This window comes from Mycobacterium farcinogenes (assembly GCF_019739075.1).
GTDB classification, from domain to species: domain Bacteria; phylum Actinomycetota; class Actinomycetes; order Mycobacteriales; family Mycobacteriaceae; genus Mycobacterium; species Mycobacterium senegalense.
Genome location: NZ_CP081673.1, coordinates 5834422 through 5850248, shown reverse-complemented (window position 1 = coordinate 5850248; position 15827 = coordinate 5834422). Strand labels below are relative to the sequence as shown.

13 protein-coding genes and 1 riboswitch are annotated in these 15827 nt (G+C 68.7%); of the genes, 8 read left to right on the top strand and 5 right to left on the bottom strand.

Annotated elements, in window-relative coordinates; all coding sequences use genetic code 11:
• Window positions 1-2: 2 nt before the first annotated feature.
• The 3 genes from K6L26_RS27970 to glnX are packed head-to-tail and all read right to left on the bottom strand — an operon-like array spanning window position 3 to window position 4581.
• Window positions 3-2291 (bottom strand): serine/threonine-protein kinase PknG, encoded by a 2289-nt coding sequence (locus tag K6L26_RS27970; RefSeq protein WP_019344613.1) that lies wholly within the window; start codon window positions 2289-2291, stop codon window positions 3-5.
• Window positions 2291-3250, bottom strand: a complete 960-nt coding sequence (locus K6L26_RS27965) for a glutamate ABC transporter substrate-binding protein (protein ID WP_019344614.1) — start codon at window positions 3248-3250, stop codon at window positions 2291-2293. The genes K6L26_RS27970 and K6L26_RS27965 overlap by 1 nt, the downstream gene beginning before the upstream one ends.
• Window positions 3251-3261: 11 nt before the next feature.
• The gene (glnX, locus tag K6L26_RS27960) at window positions 3262-4581 is read right to left on the bottom strand and encodes a protein kinase G-activating protein GlnX (protein WP_036389441.1); all 1320 of its coding nucleotides are present in this window, start codon (window positions 4579-4581) and stop codon (window positions 3262-3264) included.
• A 135-nt stretch (window positions 4582-4716) separates the two neighbouring features.
• On the opposite strand from glnX, the gene K6L26_RS27955 reads away from it, so the two are divergent.
• On the top strand, window positions 4717-5220 hold the full coding sequence (locus tag K6L26_RS27955; RefSeq protein ID WP_019344616.1) for an NUDIX hydrolase: 504 nt from the start codon (window positions 4717-4719) through the stop codon (window positions 5218-5220).
• On the opposite strand, the gene thiE is transcribed toward K6L26_RS27955, so the two are convergent.
• Window positions 5204-5875 carry a thiamine phosphate synthase gene (thiE, locus tag K6L26_RS27950; protein WP_019344617.1) on the bottom strand — a complete coding sequence of 224 codons (672 nt, stop codon included), beginning with the start codon at window positions 5873-5875 and terminating at the stop codon, window positions 5204-5206. The two genes, K6L26_RS27955 and thiE, sit on opposite strands and share 17 nt — an antisense overlap.
• A gap of 35 nt (window positions 5876-5910) precedes the next feature.
• Window positions 5911-6025: riboswitch (TPP riboswitch) on the top strand.
• On the opposite strand from thiE, the gene thiO reads away from it, so the two are divergent.
• From thiO to K6L26_RS27920, 6 genes are all read left to right on the top strand, one after another.
• A complete protein-coding gene (thiO, locus tag K6L26_RS27945) occupies window positions 6016-7035 on the top strand; it encodes a glycine oxidase ThiO (protein WP_019344618.1) in 1020 nt (339 codons plus the stop codon). (Overlaps the previous riboswitch by 10 nt.)
• The gene (gene thiS / locus K6L26_RS27940; RefSeq protein ID WP_019344619.1) at window positions 7032-7232 is read left to right on the top strand and encodes a sulfur carrier protein ThiS; all 201 of its coding nucleotides are present in this window, start codon (window positions 7032-7034) and stop codon (window positions 7230-7232) included. Before thiO ends, thiS begins: the two co-directional genes overlap by 4 nt.
• Entirely contained in the window at window positions 7225-7983 is a 759-nt protein-coding gene (locus tag K6L26_RS27935; protein ID WP_019344620.1) for a thiazole synthase, read from the top strand. Before thiS ends, K6L26_RS27935 begins: the two co-directional genes overlap by 8 nt.
• On the top strand, window positions 7980-8750 hold the full coding sequence (locus K6L26_RS27930) for an SGNH/GDSL hydrolase family protein (protein ID WP_174551608.1): 771 nt from the start codon (window positions 7980-7982) through the stop codon (window positions 8748-8750). The genes K6L26_RS27935 and K6L26_RS27930 overlap by 4 nt, the downstream gene beginning before the upstream one ends.
• Before the next feature lie 45 nt (window positions 8751-8795).
• On the top strand, window positions 8796-9707 hold the full coding sequence (locus tag K6L26_RS27925; protein WP_036390226.1) for an ABC transporter ATP-binding protein: 912 nt from the start codon (window positions 8796-8798) through the stop codon (window positions 9705-9707).
• Window positions 9704-10462, top strand: coding sequence for an ABC transporter permease (locus K6L26_RS27920; RefSeq protein ID WP_019347211.1), 759 nt, complete (start codon window positions 9704-9706; stop codon window positions 10460-10462). Before K6L26_RS27925 ends, K6L26_RS27920 begins: the two co-directional genes overlap by 4 nt.
• A gap of 6 nt (window positions 10463-10468) precedes the next feature.
• Here K6L26_RS27920 and K6L26_RS27915 read toward each other — a convergent pair whose 3' ends face one another.
• Window positions 10469-11158 (bottom strand): slipin family protein, encoded by a 690-nt coding sequence (locus tag K6L26_RS27915; protein ID WP_064895944.1) that lies wholly within the window; start codon window positions 11156-11158, stop codon window positions 10469-10471.
• Between the two features lie 398 nt (window positions 11159-11556).
• Here K6L26_RS27915 and K6L26_RS27910 point away from each other — a divergent pair, with 398 nt between their 5' ends.
• Window positions 11557-15819, top strand: a complete 4263-nt coding sequence (locus K6L26_RS27910) for an nSTAND1 domain-containing NTPase (protein WP_064895942.1) — start codon at window positions 11557-11559, stop codon at window positions 15817-15819.
• The last annotated feature ends 8 nt before the right edge of the window (window positions 15820-15827 follow it).

The window sequence follows — 15827 nt, the reverse complement described above, 5'->3', positions numbered from 1 at the left end:
AGTCAGAAGGTGCTCATCGGCCGCACACTGTTGGCCAGGTCGATCAGGGCATAGCGGTGTGACTGCGTGGGGGCGACGCGGGCCAACGCCCGCAGCGACGCCTCGACACCCAGCTTGAGACCGTGCTCGGTGAACGGGAATCCGAGAATGTGATTGCTGCTCGCCGTGTTGTCGGCCAACCAGTCCATCGCGGTGCCCAGCACCAGCGCCCGGATCTGCAGCACGCGCGGCTCGGAATCGGGCAGGGCCTCCACCCTTCGGGCCGCGTCGCGGATGTTCTGTTCGGTGATCTCTCCGGTGGATCGGCCCGAGAGCAGGGTCACCGCGCTGGTCAGCCGGGCAGTGGTGAAATGCCGTGAGGTGGGCGGGACCTCGTCGAGCGTCTCGACGGCCTTGTCGCGGGTCCCGGCGACCGACTCGGCGCGGGCCAGACCGAAACCGGCTGAGATCACGCCGTTGTCGGTGCTCCACACGGTGTTGTAGAACTTGAGCTCGTCGGCGGTGCCGGCCAATTCGGCCGTCGCGGCCAGCGCCAGCTTGGGGGCCAGCTCGCCGGGCAGGGTATCGAGCACCTCGGTGAAATGCTTTGTCGCCGAGTCGTAATCGGCTGAGAGCATCTCGGCTACCGCGCGGAACCAGACAATCTGCCAGCGCCACCCGGCCCAGGTGGCCAGGTCGTCGAGTTTGCGCGTGGCCTTGGCGACGTCACCCAGGTCGAGCAGGGCGCGGGCCTCCATCAGAGGTAGCTCCACCGACTCGGACAGGTCCACGCCTTCGGAGTCGATCGCCCCGTGGCGGGCGGCACGCAACTGGTCGAGGGTGTGCACCGGCTGGCTGAGCACACTCGCGACCAGCATCGGCGCCCCCACATCGGTGCGATCCACCAGCGGCACGGGCAGTGCCCGCACGATCTCCTGGGCGGTCAGCTTCTCCGAATGGACCTGCCCGTCGACGTAGACGTCGGTATGGGCGACCAGCAGATCGACCCCGAACGTCGACCGGGACGGGCTGAACACGGTCGACAGGCCGGGGCGGGGAATCCCGGTATCGGCCGCCACCACCTCGCGGAGCACCCCGAGCAGCTGCGAGGACATCTCCTCGGCGCTGGTGAACCGGCGCCGCGGATCGGGGTCGATGGCGCGGCGCAGGAACCGGCCGAACGAGTCGTAGGTGTCGAGCACCGGGTCCTCCGACGGCAGACCGTCGACGTAGCGGCCACGCCGGGTCCGCAGATTCAGGGTCAGCGCGGCCAGCGTGCGCCCGACGGTGTAGATGTCGGTGGCCACCGTCGGCCCGGTGCGCACGATCTCGGGCGCCTGGAATCCCGGTGTGCCGTAGAGGTATCCGTACGAGTTGAGCCGCGACACCGCACCGAGGTCGATCAGCTTGAGCTGTTCCTCGGTGATCATGATGTTCTCGGGCTTGAGGTCGTTGTAGGCCAGCCCGATCGAATGCAGATAGCCCAGGGCGGGCAGGATCTCGAGCATGTAGCCGATCGCCTCGGCCACCGGGAGCCGGGTTCCCCTGGCCTGCTTCAGCGACGTTCCGCCGACGTACTCCATCACGATGTAGCCGACCGGATTGCCGTGCTTGTCATCGTGCTCGACGAAGTTGTAGATCTTCACGATCCCCGGATGGGTCACCTCGGCCAGGAACTGACGCTCGGCCATGGCGATCGCCTGGGCCTCCGCGTCACCGGAATGCACCAGACCTTTGAGCACGACTGGGCGTTCGTTCACGTTGTGGTCGAAGGCCAGGTACACCCAGCCCAAGCCGCCGTGAGCGATACAGCCCTTGATCTCATACTGATCGGCGACGATCTCGCCCGGCGACAGCTGCGGCAAGAATGAGTACGCGCTGCCGCAGTGCGGGCACCAGCCCTCGGACAACGCGCGCCCGTCGGGTGACGACCGGCCGACCGGTTTGCCGCAGTTCCAGCAGAACCGTTTCTGTTCGGCCACCACCGGATTGGTCATCAACGCCGCCAACGGGTCCCGCTCGGGCACCCGCGGGATCTCCACCAGCCCGCCGCCCAACCTGCGGATCGGAGACAGCGTCCGGGTGGCGATCGTGGCAAGGTTCTGCGGCTCGGTGTCGGCACCGCCGAACGGCCCGTCGTCGGAATCGTCGAACTCCGGGCGGAACACCGCCTGGGTCGCCATGGGCCGCATGGTCGAATGCGAGTCCATGTCGAGGTCTTCCAGGCTCGCCGGCTGCGTTCCGGGACCGCCCGCGGTGTCGGGATCGGTGTCCGCGGACGGTGGGAGTCCGGATTCGTCGGGCTTTTTCATCAGTCGACATACCTCGCGACCGGGGGCGCCGGCGCCGGGCCCAGAACTGTCAACCACTTGCGGTACAACGTGTTCCAGGTGCCGTCGCGGCGAATGCGTTCCAGCGTCGCGTTGACGACGCGGACCAGCGGTGTGTTGTCCAGGTTCAAACCGATGCCGTAGGGCTCCTCGTTGAGGCTCGGGCCGACGATGTGCAGATACGGATCTTGCGCCACCAGACCGGCCAGGATCGAATCGTCGGTGCTGACCGCGTCGGCCTGCCGCTGCTGCAGTGCCACCAGGCAGTCGGCCCAGGTCACCACCGACACGATGATCGGGGACGGGCTGATCTGCTGGATCCGCTTGAGCGAGGTGGTGCCGTCCACCACGCACACCCGCTTGCCCGAGAGATCGGAGGCCTGCGAGATGTTGGAGTCCCGCGCGGCCAGGATGCGTTGATGGGCCATCAGATACACCGTGGAGAAGTTCACCTGCTTGCGGCGCTCACAGGTGATGGTCATGGTCTTGACCACGATGTCGACCTGATTGTTCTGCAGGGCGGTGATGCGGTCGGCCGAGGACAGGATGCGGTACTCGACCTGCGACGGCGTGCCGAAGATGTCGCGGGCCACCTCTCCGGCGATGTCGACGTCGAATCCGTTGATCTGGCCCGTGATCGGATCCCGGAACGAGAACAGATTGCTGCCGATGTCCAGCCCGACGATCAGACGCCCGCGCTCGCGGATCTTGGCCACCGCGGCGTCGGCGTCGGCCTTGTTGCTGAACGGCCGCAGACTGGCGGTGCGGTTGCACTCGTCGGTCTCCGGCTCCGGCACCCGCACCGGTTGGGGCGCGAGTTCCTGCATGCCGGCCGGGCTGGGCGGCGCCAGCGTCATCGTCGGCACCGTCAACGCCGGTGCGCTCTGACTGCACCCAGCCACCGCCAGGGCCGCGGCCAGGACGGCCAACATCTTTCGCATCGTTTCCCTCATCAGCGGTACTCACTGAGTCGAGGCCACAAGCCCAGCGCCACCGCCAGCGCCGCGGCCACACTGAGCAGCGCCGCACCCACTGTCGCGCCGGACAGCACCCGGCGGGCATTGGCGATGTCGTTGCGCAGCTGGCTGCGGCTCTCCTGGATGCCCTTGGACAACGCGTCGTCGAGCTTGTCGAAGGCCGGCGTGGAATCGTCCTCGCCGGTGCCCAGGGCCACCTGCGTCGCGGCCTGATAGTTGCCCACCGCGATGTAGGCGTTGATCCGGTCATCGGCCGTGCGCCACTTGACGAGGAGATCTTCGGCGCCGGTCAGATCGCTCTTGTCGATGCCGGTGTCGCGGGCCAGATACTGCGCCAGTTGTTGCTGCATAGCCTCGATGCGCTGGTAATAGGACTGCTTGCGCAGGTTCTCGTCGCCGCGCCGGATCAGGGCCAGCGTCTCGTCGGCCCGGGCCTGCTGGGCGGTGATGGCCAGGTTGGTCACCGTCTTGAGCGATTCGGCGGCGGTGTCCTTGGCACTGCGGCTGTCCGACGTCGAGATCACCAGCGCGGTGGTCACCCAGATCAGCATGATCAGCACGGCCAGGCCGCCCGCCACGAATCCGATGTTCACCCGCCGCCGGGTCCGCCGCGCCAGCCAGCGATTGGCGAACACCCCGAACATCAGCGTCGCCAACACCACCAACATGACCGGCGCCGGGATCCGGGTGGAGGCCGTCGTCTCGGCGTCCACCCGGGCGGAGGTCTCCTCGTAGAGCCGCTGGGCGTCGGGCAGGATCTGCGACTGCATCAGGGCCGAGGCCTCGGAGAGGTACGACGAACCGACGGGGTTGCCCGCTCGGTTGTTGGTGCGTGCGGTCTCGACCAGGCCGGTGTAGACGGCCAGCCGCGCGTTGATCCGGCCGAGCAGCTGCACCAGCGTCTCGTCGGTCAGCCCGCTCGATGCCCGCGTCACCGCCACCGAGGCGTCGGTGATGGCCTGTTCGTAGCGCTGCCGCACATCGCGGGGTTCAGCGCCGGCGATGAAGGCGGTGGCCGCGGCGGCGTCGGCCACCGACAGCGTGGTGTAGAGCTGGCCGGCCGCGAACGCCAGAGGCTCGGTGTGGTCGAGCACCGTGGTCAACGCCTGCTGGCGGTCGTTGATGGTGGTGGACGTCGCGAATGCGCTCGCGAGCACGAGTGCGGACAACACGAGCCCGATCGTCAGGATGCGTCCGGGAGTGGTCCACAGAAACCACCACCGCGGATGGGCAGGAGTGGTCGGCGACCGGGACGCGAGCGGTTCGGTCGAGGGATGTGCCAACTCCACAGTCACCTGCGCACGGACCTCATTTAGTTTCGGTGCAATCGGGGCGTGCCACCACTATAAAAAAATTCTAAGAGGGCCGCGCTTAGGCTCGCGGAGAAATTGGGCCGCACCGAAACCGGCGGCGTTCCTTATCCTGTACGGGTGCGCGGCGACGGTGACGGTTGGGTGTTCTCCGACAACGGCGCCCGCTACTGGGGGCGCCACGGTGCGGCGGGTCTGTTGCTGCGGGCACCGTGGCCGGGCGGAGCGGCGGTGCTGCTGCAGCACCGGGCCCCGTGGAGTCATCAGGGCGGCACCTGGGCGCTGCCGGGCGGTGCCCGAGACAGTCACGAGACGGCCGAGCAGGCCGCGGTCCGGGAAGCCCACGAGGAGGCCGGGGTGACGGCCGAGCAGCTCACCGTGCGGACCACGGTGGTGACGGCCGAGGTGGCCGGCCTCGGCGGCACGCACTGGTCCTACACCACGGTGATCGCCGACGTGCCCGAACCGCTGGAGACGATTCCCAACCGGGAGAGCTCCGAGTTGCGCTGGGTGGCCGAGGACGAGGTCGCCGAGTTGCCGCTGCATCCCGGGTTCGCCGCGAGCTGGGGTCAGCTGCGGGTGGTGACGGCGTCGCTGCCGCTGGAACTCAACCCGCCGCGTTGAGCGCGTCCTTGAGATCTTCGGCCGCTGCTCGGGGATCGTCGGCCGCGGTGATCGCCCGGACCACCACGACGCGCCGGGCCCCGGCAGCCAGAACCTCTGCCAGCCGCTGCTGATCGATCCCACCGATGGCGAACCACGGCTTGGCCGGATTCAGTGCAGCCGTCGAACGCACCAGGTCCAGTCCCGGTGCGGACCGGCCCGGCTTGGTCGGAGTCGGCCAGCACGGCCCGACGCAGAAGTAGTCCACTGATTCGTCGATCGCGGCTGCGGCCTGCGCGGCGTCGTGGGTGGAGCGGCCGATCAGCGGGCGCTCGCCGATGATGCCGCGGGCGATGCCCAGCGGCAGATCGTCCTGCCCGAGGTGCAGCACGTCGGCTCCGGCGGCCAGCGCGATGTCGGCGCGGTCGTTGACGGCCAGCAAGGCGCCGTGGCGCCGGGCGGCATCGGCCAGTACCTCGAGCGCTTCGAGCTCCTGGCGCGCCTCCAACGGGCCGAACTGCTTCTCCCCGGCCGAGCCCTTGTCGCGCAGCTGGATCAGATCGACCCCGCCGGCCAGCGCGGCATCGGCGAATTCGGCCAGGTCACCACTCTCGCGGCGGGCGTCGGTGCACAGGTAGAGGGTGGCGCGCTGCAAACGGTCGAAGGGTGATTCCACACCGCGAACCTAGCCTGTGCCGCCCGAGTACCCTGGAACGGCAATACGGGAGTCCCGGGGACGAGGGGCTGAGAGTGGGCATACGGACCGGCCCTGACCGTCACACCTGATCCGGGTCATGCCGGCGTAGGGAGCGGAGTATGGCAACAGGAGCAGCCAGGACACTCGCCGTCATCGGCGGCGGTGTCATCGGGCTGTCCGTGGCACGGCGGGCGGCGCTGGACGGCTGGACCGTGCGGCTGCACTGCGCGCCCGAGCGGGGGGCGTCGTGGGTGGCCGGCGGCATGCTGGCCCCGCACAGCGAAGGATGGCCGGGCGAGGAGCAGATCCTGCAGATCGGCCTCGAATCGCTGAAGTTGTGGCACTCGGGGTTCCTCGACGGGCTGGCCCCCGAAGTGGTGACGGCGCGCGAGTCGCTCGTCGTCGCCGTCGACCGGGCCGACGTGGCTGACCTGCACACCGTCGCCGAATGGCTGTCGGCTCAGGGTCAGCCGGTCGAGCTGACCACGACCGCCCGCGACGTGGAACCGCTACTGGCCCAGGGCATTCGGCATGGCTTCCGGGCTACCACCGAACTCGCTGTGGACAACCGCGCCGTGGTCGACGGGCTGGCCGCGCATTGCGAAAAGCTGGCGGTGCGGTGGGCCGGACCGGTCGAGGACCTCAGCGAGGTCCGAGATGTCGACGCGGTGGTGATCGCCAACGGGATCGACGCGCCGAAGCTCCTGCCGGGCCTTCCGGTACGCCCGGTCAAGGGCGAGGTGCTGCGGCTGCGCTGGCGCAAGGGCTGTATGCCGGTGCCGCAGCGCGTGGTTCGGGCCCGGGTGCACGGGCGGCCGGTGTACCTGGTGCCGCGCGCCGACGGCGTGGTGGTCGGGGCCACCCAGTACGAGCACGGCCGCGACACCGCGCCGGTGGTCAGCGGGGTGCGCGACCTCCTCGAAGACGCATGCGCGGTGATGCCCGCGCTCGGCGAGTACGAACTGGCCGAGACCGCGGCCGGGCTGCGTCCCATGACGCCCGACGGGTTGCCGCGCGTCGAGCGGGTCGACGAACGCACGCTGGTGGCCGTCGGACACGGCCGGAACGGATTTCTGTTGGCGCCGTGGACCGCTGAGCGGATCGCGGCTGAGCTCGAGATGAGTGTGGGAGCGAAATGATCACCATCACGGTCAACAACGAGACCCTTGAGGTGGACGAGCAGACCACCATCGAGGGGCTGCTGGAAACCCGGGGTTTCCCGGACAAGGGCATCGCCGTCGCGCTGGACTGGTCGGTGCTGCCGCGCTCGGAATGGGACCGGACCCTGTCCGACGGCGCCCGGGTGGAGGTCGTGACGGCGGTGCAGGGTGGCTGATTCCGCACTCGTCATCGGCGGCCGGGAGTTCGGCTCCCGGCTGATCATGGGTACCGGCGGCGCCCCGAATCTGGCTGTGCTCGAAGAGGCGCTGGTGGCCTCTGGCACAGAGTTGACGACCGTGGCGATGCGACGGGTGGACGCCGAGACGGGCACCGGGGTGCTCGACCTGCTCAACCGATTGGGGATCGCGGCGCTGCCCAACACCGCGGGCTGTCGGGGCGCGGCCGAGGCCGTGCTGACCGCGCAGCTGGCCCGGGAGGCGCTGGGCACCGACATGGTCAAGCTCGAAGTCATCGCCGACGAGCGCACGCTGTTGCCGGACGCCATCGAATTGGTGAAGGCCGCAGAGCAATTGGTCGATGACGGGTTCGTCGTGCTGCCCTACACCAACGACGACCCGGTGCTGGCCCGCCGGCTGGAGGACGCGGGTTGTGCCGCCGTCATGCCGTTGGGCTCGCCGATCGGCACCGGTCTGGGCATCTCCAACCCGCACAACATCGAGATGATCGTCGACCGAGCCGGCGTGCCGGTGGTATTGGACGCCGGTATCGGCACCGCCTCCGATGCGGCGATGGCGATGGAATTGGGTTGTGACGCCGTGCTGCTGGCTACCGCCGTCACGCGCGCTTCCGACCCGCCGACCATGGCCGCCGCGATGTCCGCAGCCGTCACCGCCGGATATCTGGCCCGGCAGGCGGGCCGGATCCCGAAGCGGTTCTGGGCTCAGGCGTCCAGCCCCGCGTTGTGAAACGTTATGTGGCCCTGGGCAGTTCGATGGCTGCCGGGCCGGGTATCAAGCCGTCGGCCCAGGGGGCGCCGTGGCAGGCGGGTCGCTCGGCGCGTAACTACCCGCATCTGGTGGCCGGCCGGCTCGGGCTCGATCTGACAGATGTCACGTACTCCGGGGCCACCACCGCGCACGTGCTGACCGATCGCCAAAACGGTGCGCCGCCGCAGATCGACGCACTTGACGGCACCGAGGGGCTGGTCACGGTCACGATCGGTGGCAACGATGTCGGCTATGTGCCCCAGTTGATGGCGGCTGCACTGCCGCGCTTCACCCGGTCCCTGCCGGTGGTGGGGCAGCGGCTTCGCGGCCTGCTGGATCCAGCCGCCCGGGCCGAGGCCTTGGCCGAAGTGGCCGATTCTCTGGTCACCGTAGGGCGCGAGATCCGGCGACGGGCGCCACGGGCCAGGGTGCTGTTCGTCGATTACCTGACGCTGTTGCCGCCCGAAGGCGTGGCGGCCTCGCCGCTGTCAGAGGCGGACGCGGCGCTCGGCCGACGCGTCGCGAGCGAGCTGGAGCGACTCACCGGAGCGGCCGCCGCTCAGACGGACTGCGGCTGGGTGCGTGCGGCGCAGGCCAGCCTGGCCCACCATGCGTGGTCGGCTCAACCATGGACGACGCGGCCGGGTTTGCCCTGGCCGGGCCGGGCCGCGCCGCTGCACCCGAATGCCGCGGGCATGCGGGCCGTCGCCGATCTGGTGGTGGCAGAGGCTCCGATGTTCAGTTGAACTGACCTGAGCAGTCAGAACACAACGCCTGCAATGATGGCGGTGATGATCGAACTCACCGGGCTGACAAAACTCTATGGGTCCCACCGAGCTGTCGACGATCTGACGTTCACCGTCGAACCGGGCGTGGTGACCGGATTTCTCGGGCCCAACGGCGCGGGCAAGACCACCACGATGCGGTTGATCCTCGGGCTCGACCATCCCAGCGCCGGGACCGCGACCATCGACGGCAAGCGGTACCGCGAGCTGCATGATCCGCTGCGCACGGTCGGCGCCCTGCTCGACGCGCGTCAGGCCCACCCGAACCGATCGGCCCGCAACCACCTGCGCTGGATCGCGGCGGCCAACCGGATCCCGTCGCCGCGGGTGGACGAGGTGCTCGAGATGGTCGGGCTGACCTCGGCGGCCGACCGCAATGCCGGGATGCTGTCGCTGGGCATGAGCCAGCGGTTGGGCATCGCGGCGGCGCTGCTGGGCGACCCGCCGGTGCTGCTGTTCGACGAACCGGTCAACGGCCTTGACCCCGAGGGCATCCACTGGGTGCGCACGCTCATGCGCAGCCTGGCCGCCGAGGGTCGGACGGTGTTCGTGTCCAGCCATCTGCTGGGCGAGATGGCCAACACCGCCGATCGGCTGGTGGTGATCGGTCAGGGCAAGCTGATCGCCTCGACCACCGTGGACGAGTTCGTCAGCGGTACTTCGGCCGACACCGTACGGGTGCGCAGCCCGCAACTGGAGACGCTGCGCGAGGTTCTCACCGACGCCGGTTTCGAGGTGGAGGCCGCGGCCGACGGCGACGCGCTGGCGGTTCACGGGGCAGCCATCGAGGTGATCGGCGACCTGGCCGCCCGCAACGCCATCACCCTGCACGAGTTGAGCCAGCGGCAGGCTTCTCTGGAGGAGGCATATCTGAAACTCACCGACGACGCGGTCGACTACCGGGCGGCTCGCGCGTGAGCGCGCTGTCCGCGCTCGACGCCGAGCGCATCAAACTGTCCACCACCCGCTCCCCGCTGTGGTCCACGATCGGCGTGGCCGTGCTGAGCCTCGGCGTGGCCGCCATGCAGGGAATGGGCGCGCATCACTATGCCGGGCTGCCTCCGGCCAAGGCCGCGCTCGGTGTCGCGGTGTTCGGGGTTCCGGTGCTGATGGTGTTGTCCTCGATGACGATGACGGGCGAGTACCGCAGCGGCCTGATCCGCACCACCTTGCTGGCCACGCCGAACCGTACCCAGGTGCTGACCGCGAAAGCGGTGGTGTGCGCGGCCTTCTCCTCGGTGTGCGCGGTGGTCATGGTGCTTGCCTCGGTACTGGTGGCCCGGCTGGTCGCCGACCCGGTGGCCGGAACCCAGCTGTCGATGGCCAACCCGGCGACCTGGCGGGTGGCAGGCGGTTTCGCGTTGTACGCCGCACTGGCCGCGGTGCTCGGGGTGGCCGTCGGGGCCCTGGTGCGGTTCGCGGCCGGCGCGGTGGCTGTTCTGCTGCTGTGGCCGCTGGTGGCCGAACCGCTGCTGGGCAACATGCCGAACTCCGGCCCGCAGACCGGCCCCTGGTTGCCGTTCGCCAACATGTTCACGTTCCTGCACGTGGACTGGCTGTTTCCGGCGTATGTCATGCCGTGGGGTGAATTGGGCTCACTGTGCTATTTCGTGGTGTGGGTGGCTGTGGCGTTCGTCGCTGCCGCGGTGGTGCTGAACAGGCGTGACGCCTGACCCGGATCACTCCGGGTCAGACGCCACATCCGTCGAACCGCCCACTGCCAGTACCACCTTCGATCCGTACGGCACCCGCTGGACCAGCTGCAGCTGCGCCAGCGCCGGGTGGGCGTCGAGCAGCTTGCCGGCGTTGGCCAGCGCGCGCAGCGCCGCCGTCTCGGCACGGGCGGCTTCGAGCTTCGCCGCCCCGGTGGCCTTGGCCGTCACCAGCTGCATCGCCGCGGCGCGGATCTCGGCCGGGACGATCACGTCCTTGACGAAGGCCTCGATCACCTCGACGCCGGTGCGGGTGCCGGCTGCCCGCGCCGCCGCGGCGATCGCGTCGGCATCAATGCGATTGCCGCGCTGCATCACCTCGTCGGCGGTCACCGCGGCGACCAGGTCGCGCAGGGCGATCTGCGCGGCCAGGTACACCGCCGCCATCGGATCGGCCGCCGCCTCGACGTAGGCCACGGCGTCGTCGACCTTGAACTGCAGCGCGACGGTGATCCGCAGCGTCACCGCGTCCGAGGTCAGCACTTCCTGCGGGGCCAGCGTCAGCACCTGCTCACGCATCTCGACACGCACCACCGAGGCCGCCACATCAACGCGGTGGCGACCCGGCGGAAGGACACGATGCAGCGTGCCGTCGCGGTACTCCAATGCGCACTGGCCCGCGGAAACAGTGATTCGGTTGAACGTGAAGATTCCCATGTCGTGTCCTCCTTCCGGTGTATGTGTCTGTGCGGCAAAGGGATACCGCCGCCGGACACGATCGCAGACGGGGCGTCACACCCCCGTACCGGCGGGTGTGGGCCACAAGGTCTGGCGATCGTGAGAGCCCGGCGACGGTATCGGGATTGCAGAGAGGATTCGAACCTCAGGCCCTTTACCTGTGCCATGGCGCCGCCGGCAACACACAGAAACGTTGCGGTACCCCGCTTCGCCTGCTTCCCGCTCGGCGCCGGGAACACCATGCCACCGCAGCAAATCCGCGGGCAACCGATTATTCGGGTAGCCGGCTACTCTAGGCCGCCGATTCAGGGCTGGTTACCGTCGAATTCGACGTCTGATCGGCGGTGAGGCGCTGTGGCCGAGATCGAGGTAGTGACATGTCGCGCATCTTTCTGAGTCACTCCAGCCGGGACAATCGGTACGCCGTCGCGCTGAAGCATTGGCTCGAGCGGGTCGACCCGGGTTTGGCCGGCGAGATCTTTCTTGATCTGGACCGGGCGAGCGGAATCCGCACGGGGACGCGGTGGACCGATGCCCTCTGGCAGGCCAATGCCCGCTGTGAGGCGGTGATCTGCCTGGTATCGGAGAGTTGGGTGGCGTCCAAGGAATGCCACGCTGAGTTTCGCCAGGCCGAAGGCATGCGCAAGCCGATCTTCTGCGCGCGGCTGGAAAGTGTTGACGGGGACGACGTGACCCGAGCCTGGCAGAGTTGTGACCTCTTCGGGTCGGGGGCCTCGACGACGATCGCAGTCGACGGCGGGCCCGAAGTGCGGTTGGCCACCGACGGGCTCAACCGACTGCTCACGGGATTGCGGTCGGTGGGCATCGGTGCCGACAGCTTCCCGTGGCCGCCACCGGGGGATCCCGGCCGTTCGCCGTACCGCGGGTGGCAGCCGCTCGAATCGGTGGACGCCGCAGTCTATTTCGGTCGAGACGCACAGATTGTTCGCGCCTTGGATGAACTGCGCGGCATGCGCGAGGCCGGGCTGGAGCGAATGTTCGTCATCCTGGGCCCATCTGGCGTCGGCAAGTCGTCGTTTCTGCGGGCCGGTCTGCTTCCCCGCCTGACCCGTGACGACCGGCGCTTCTTGACGATGCCCGTGGTGAGGCCGGAACGCCACGCACTCACCGGTGATACGGGACTGGCGCGGTCCGTTCATGGTCTGCGGACGCAGGTCGGATTGACGACACCGGGCCTCGGGGAGATCAGGAACGCGATCGGGGACCCGGATTCCGTGCGGCGGCTGCTGCTCGAAGCTGTTGCCGCAGTGCGTGCTCGGATGCCGGGCAGCGCCGATACCGACCGGCCGCCCACCCTGGTGCTACCGGTAGACCAGGCCGAGGAGTGGTTCGGGGTCGATGCGGGACAGGAGGGCCCGGCATTCCTGGAAATACTCGGCAGGCTGCTGAACGACGCCGGGGAGGGCCTGGACCTGGTGGTCGTTGCCACGATCCGCTCCGATCGGTACGAACCGTTGCAGACCGCACCGCAGCTCTCGGACGTCCAGAGCCACCTTTTCGACCGGCTCAAGCCGATGCCGGCCGCGCAATTCGCAGAGGTCATCGAAGGTCCGGCCCGACGGGCCGCTGAGTCGGGTTCCAAGTTCGCCATCTCACCGGAGCTCGTCGATCGGCTCATCGAAGACGCCAGTGGCGGCGCCGACACCTTGCCGTTGCTGGCCTTGACCCTGGCGCGACTCTATGAGGACTATGCCGGTACCGGTGACGCCGTCACCGTCGACAACTACGAGGCGATGGGCGGGATGCGCCGAGTGGTGCAGAACGAGATCGACAGCCTGTTGTCCAGTGATCCGGGCGAACGTTCCGAACAATTGTGCCGGCTGCACGATGCCTTCATCCCATGGTTGGCGACGGTGAATTCGGATACCGACCAGCCGATGCGGCGCATCGCGCGATGGTCTGACCTGCCGGAGAACAGTCACGCCCTGCTGAACGAGTTTGTCGCTCGCCGGCTTCTGGTCAAAGGCGACAGCGATGGTCAGGTGGTCGTCGAAGTGGCGCTGGAGAGCCTGCTGCGGCAATGGGACGAGTTGGCGGACTGGTTGCGGGCCGAAGCCGCCGAGTTGCGTGGTGCCGACGCCGTCGAGCGGGCCATGGTCGCGTGGGAACGCAGCGGCCGCCGTGATGACTGGTTGCTCGACGGTGCCCGGCTCGCCGAGGCGGAAAACCTGAGTACCCGACCGGGTTTCGGCGCTCGCCTCAATCCGGCCGGCGAGTTCCTGCTGGCCGCACGCCGGCACGCCAACCACAAACTCGAAACGGAGAAGCGCGAAGCGCAAGCGCATGCCCGGTCACTGCGGCGCCGCTCGCAGATCCTGGCCGCGCTGCTCGGCGTGATCGTATTGGTGGCCGTCTTTGCGGTGATTTCGCAGCGGAACGCACTGGCGGCCGAGAAGAGGGCCAATGAGCAGGCCCGGCAGGCGGTGGCCGCCAAGCTTGCCCTGGAGTCCCGCGCGATGCTGGGAGGTACCCGCGCCGGTGGTGAGCGGCGCGCGATCCTGGAGATGGTGGCGGCTGACCGGCTGGCACCCGGAAGTGATCCCGGTGCGCTGGTGGACACGCTGAACGACTCTGCCCCGCTGCTGAAAGTCATCAAGTCGCCGGCAAAGGTCAACACTTTCGCGATCAGCCCTGACGAACAGGTGATCGTGTCGGCCGACGAGGACCACATGCTGCGCCGGTGGGATTTCCACACCGGCGAACCGATCGGCGAACCGTTGCGCGGCCACACCGACAATGTCGAATCCCTCGCCATCACCAAGGACTGGATCGCCTCGGGCGCAGGAGACCGCACCGCGCGGATATGGGATGCCAAGACCGGCAAAGAGATTCGTAGCATCACCGTGCCGGAAGCGGTGTGGCATGTCGCCCTGAGCCCGGACGGGACGCTGCTGGCCACCGCGACCCGTGATGGCATCATCCAGCTGTGGACGGTCCTGGCAGGTGAAGCGGTCGGTGAGCCGATCTCGGCACACGGCGGCATGCCGATCGGGGCCCTGGAGTTCAGTCCGGACGGAAAGTTGCTGGCCACCGGAGGATTCGACGGCGCGGTACGGCTGTGGGACGTGGCCACCCAGCGGCCCGCGGCGCAGGTGGTGCCCGGTCACGAAGGCATGGTCTCGGGCGTTCAATTCATGCCCGACGGCCGACGCATCGCCTCGGCGAGCTACATGAACAACTATGCGGACACCAGCGGCCGGGCAACACAACTGCGCGTCGCCGAGCTGGCCACCGGCCGCACGGTCGTCGATCTGACCGAGCCCGGCTACGGCGCGTTGAGCCTGGCGGTGAGCCCCGACGGGAAGCGCGTGGCCATCGGAGAGGACGACAAGACGATCCGGGTGCACGATGCCGAGACCGGCGCCGCGGTGGGCGCACCCATTACCGGGCGATCCGGGAATGCCAGTGTGCTCGCCTACAGCCCGGGCGGCACCCGCATCGTCAGCAACGGCGACTTCGTGCACGTGTGGGCGGCAGATCCCGATCAATCCGTGGGTAAGAGCCTCGACATCTTCGCCCTGGCGGGGCCTACCGCGCTGAGCCCGGACGGCCGGACCATGGCCACCCGCTACGACGACAAGGTCACCGATGTCGCGCTGTGGAACGTCGACACCGGCGAGCTGATCCGGACCATCCCCACGGGCCACACCGGGCACGTGACGGCCCTGGCATGGCGGGCGGACGGCAAGGCGATCGCGTCGAGCGGCAAGGACGATCGATCGGTCCGAGTCTGGTCCGCGGATTCCGGCGAACCTCTCGGCTCGCCTTTGGCGGGGGCGACCAGCCTGATCGTGGTGCTCGCGTTCAGTCCGGACGGCGATCGCATCGTGGCGGGCACGGCCGACGGCTCGGCGTGGCTGTGGGACCTGACCGAGCAGCAACCCGGCGGCGGAACCCAGTTGAAGGGCAACGTCAGCGCGGTGACCATTGTCGGGTTCAGCGCGGACGGGCGCCGCGTGCTGGCGGCCACGCAGACACACCCCGAGTCCGGTGACTCCAGCGCGCTGGAAACCACGAGCAACGTCTTCACGCTGTCGCAGCGGGTGACGGCGTCGTCTGCGCAAGTGTGGGATGCAGACACCGGTAAGCCGGCCGGGCCGATGTTGACCGGACGCGGTGGCCGGCCCGGCGAGTTCGCCTTCGCATCCGACCACCTCCCGATCAGCGCCGCGGCGATCAGCCCCGACGGAAGGCACGTCCTGCTCGGCACGTCGGGCAATCTTCAGTTGTACGACGTGGCCTCGGGAAAGCCGGACGGCGACCCGTGGGTGACCCCGGAACGGTCCGCGCAATCGGGCACGGCCGTCGCGTTCAGTCCCGACGGGAGATATGCGGTATCCGCCGACGCCTACTCGACGAACATTCATCTGTGGGACGTCGGCGCCCGGCGGCCCATCGGCAAACCGCTGACCGGCCATGCGACCAGGATCCTGCGCGTCGGGTTCGGGGCGGACGGCAAGAGCATCCAGTCGTGGGGAGAGCTGAACCTGTGGATGGTCTGGCCGGCGCCCTCGGGCTGGGCCGACGAGCTCTGCTCGAAGGTGGCGGCCGACATGACCGAGGCCGAATGGGACGAGTGGGTGTCCGCCGACATGGACTACCAGGAACCCTGCCGATAGCCGCTACC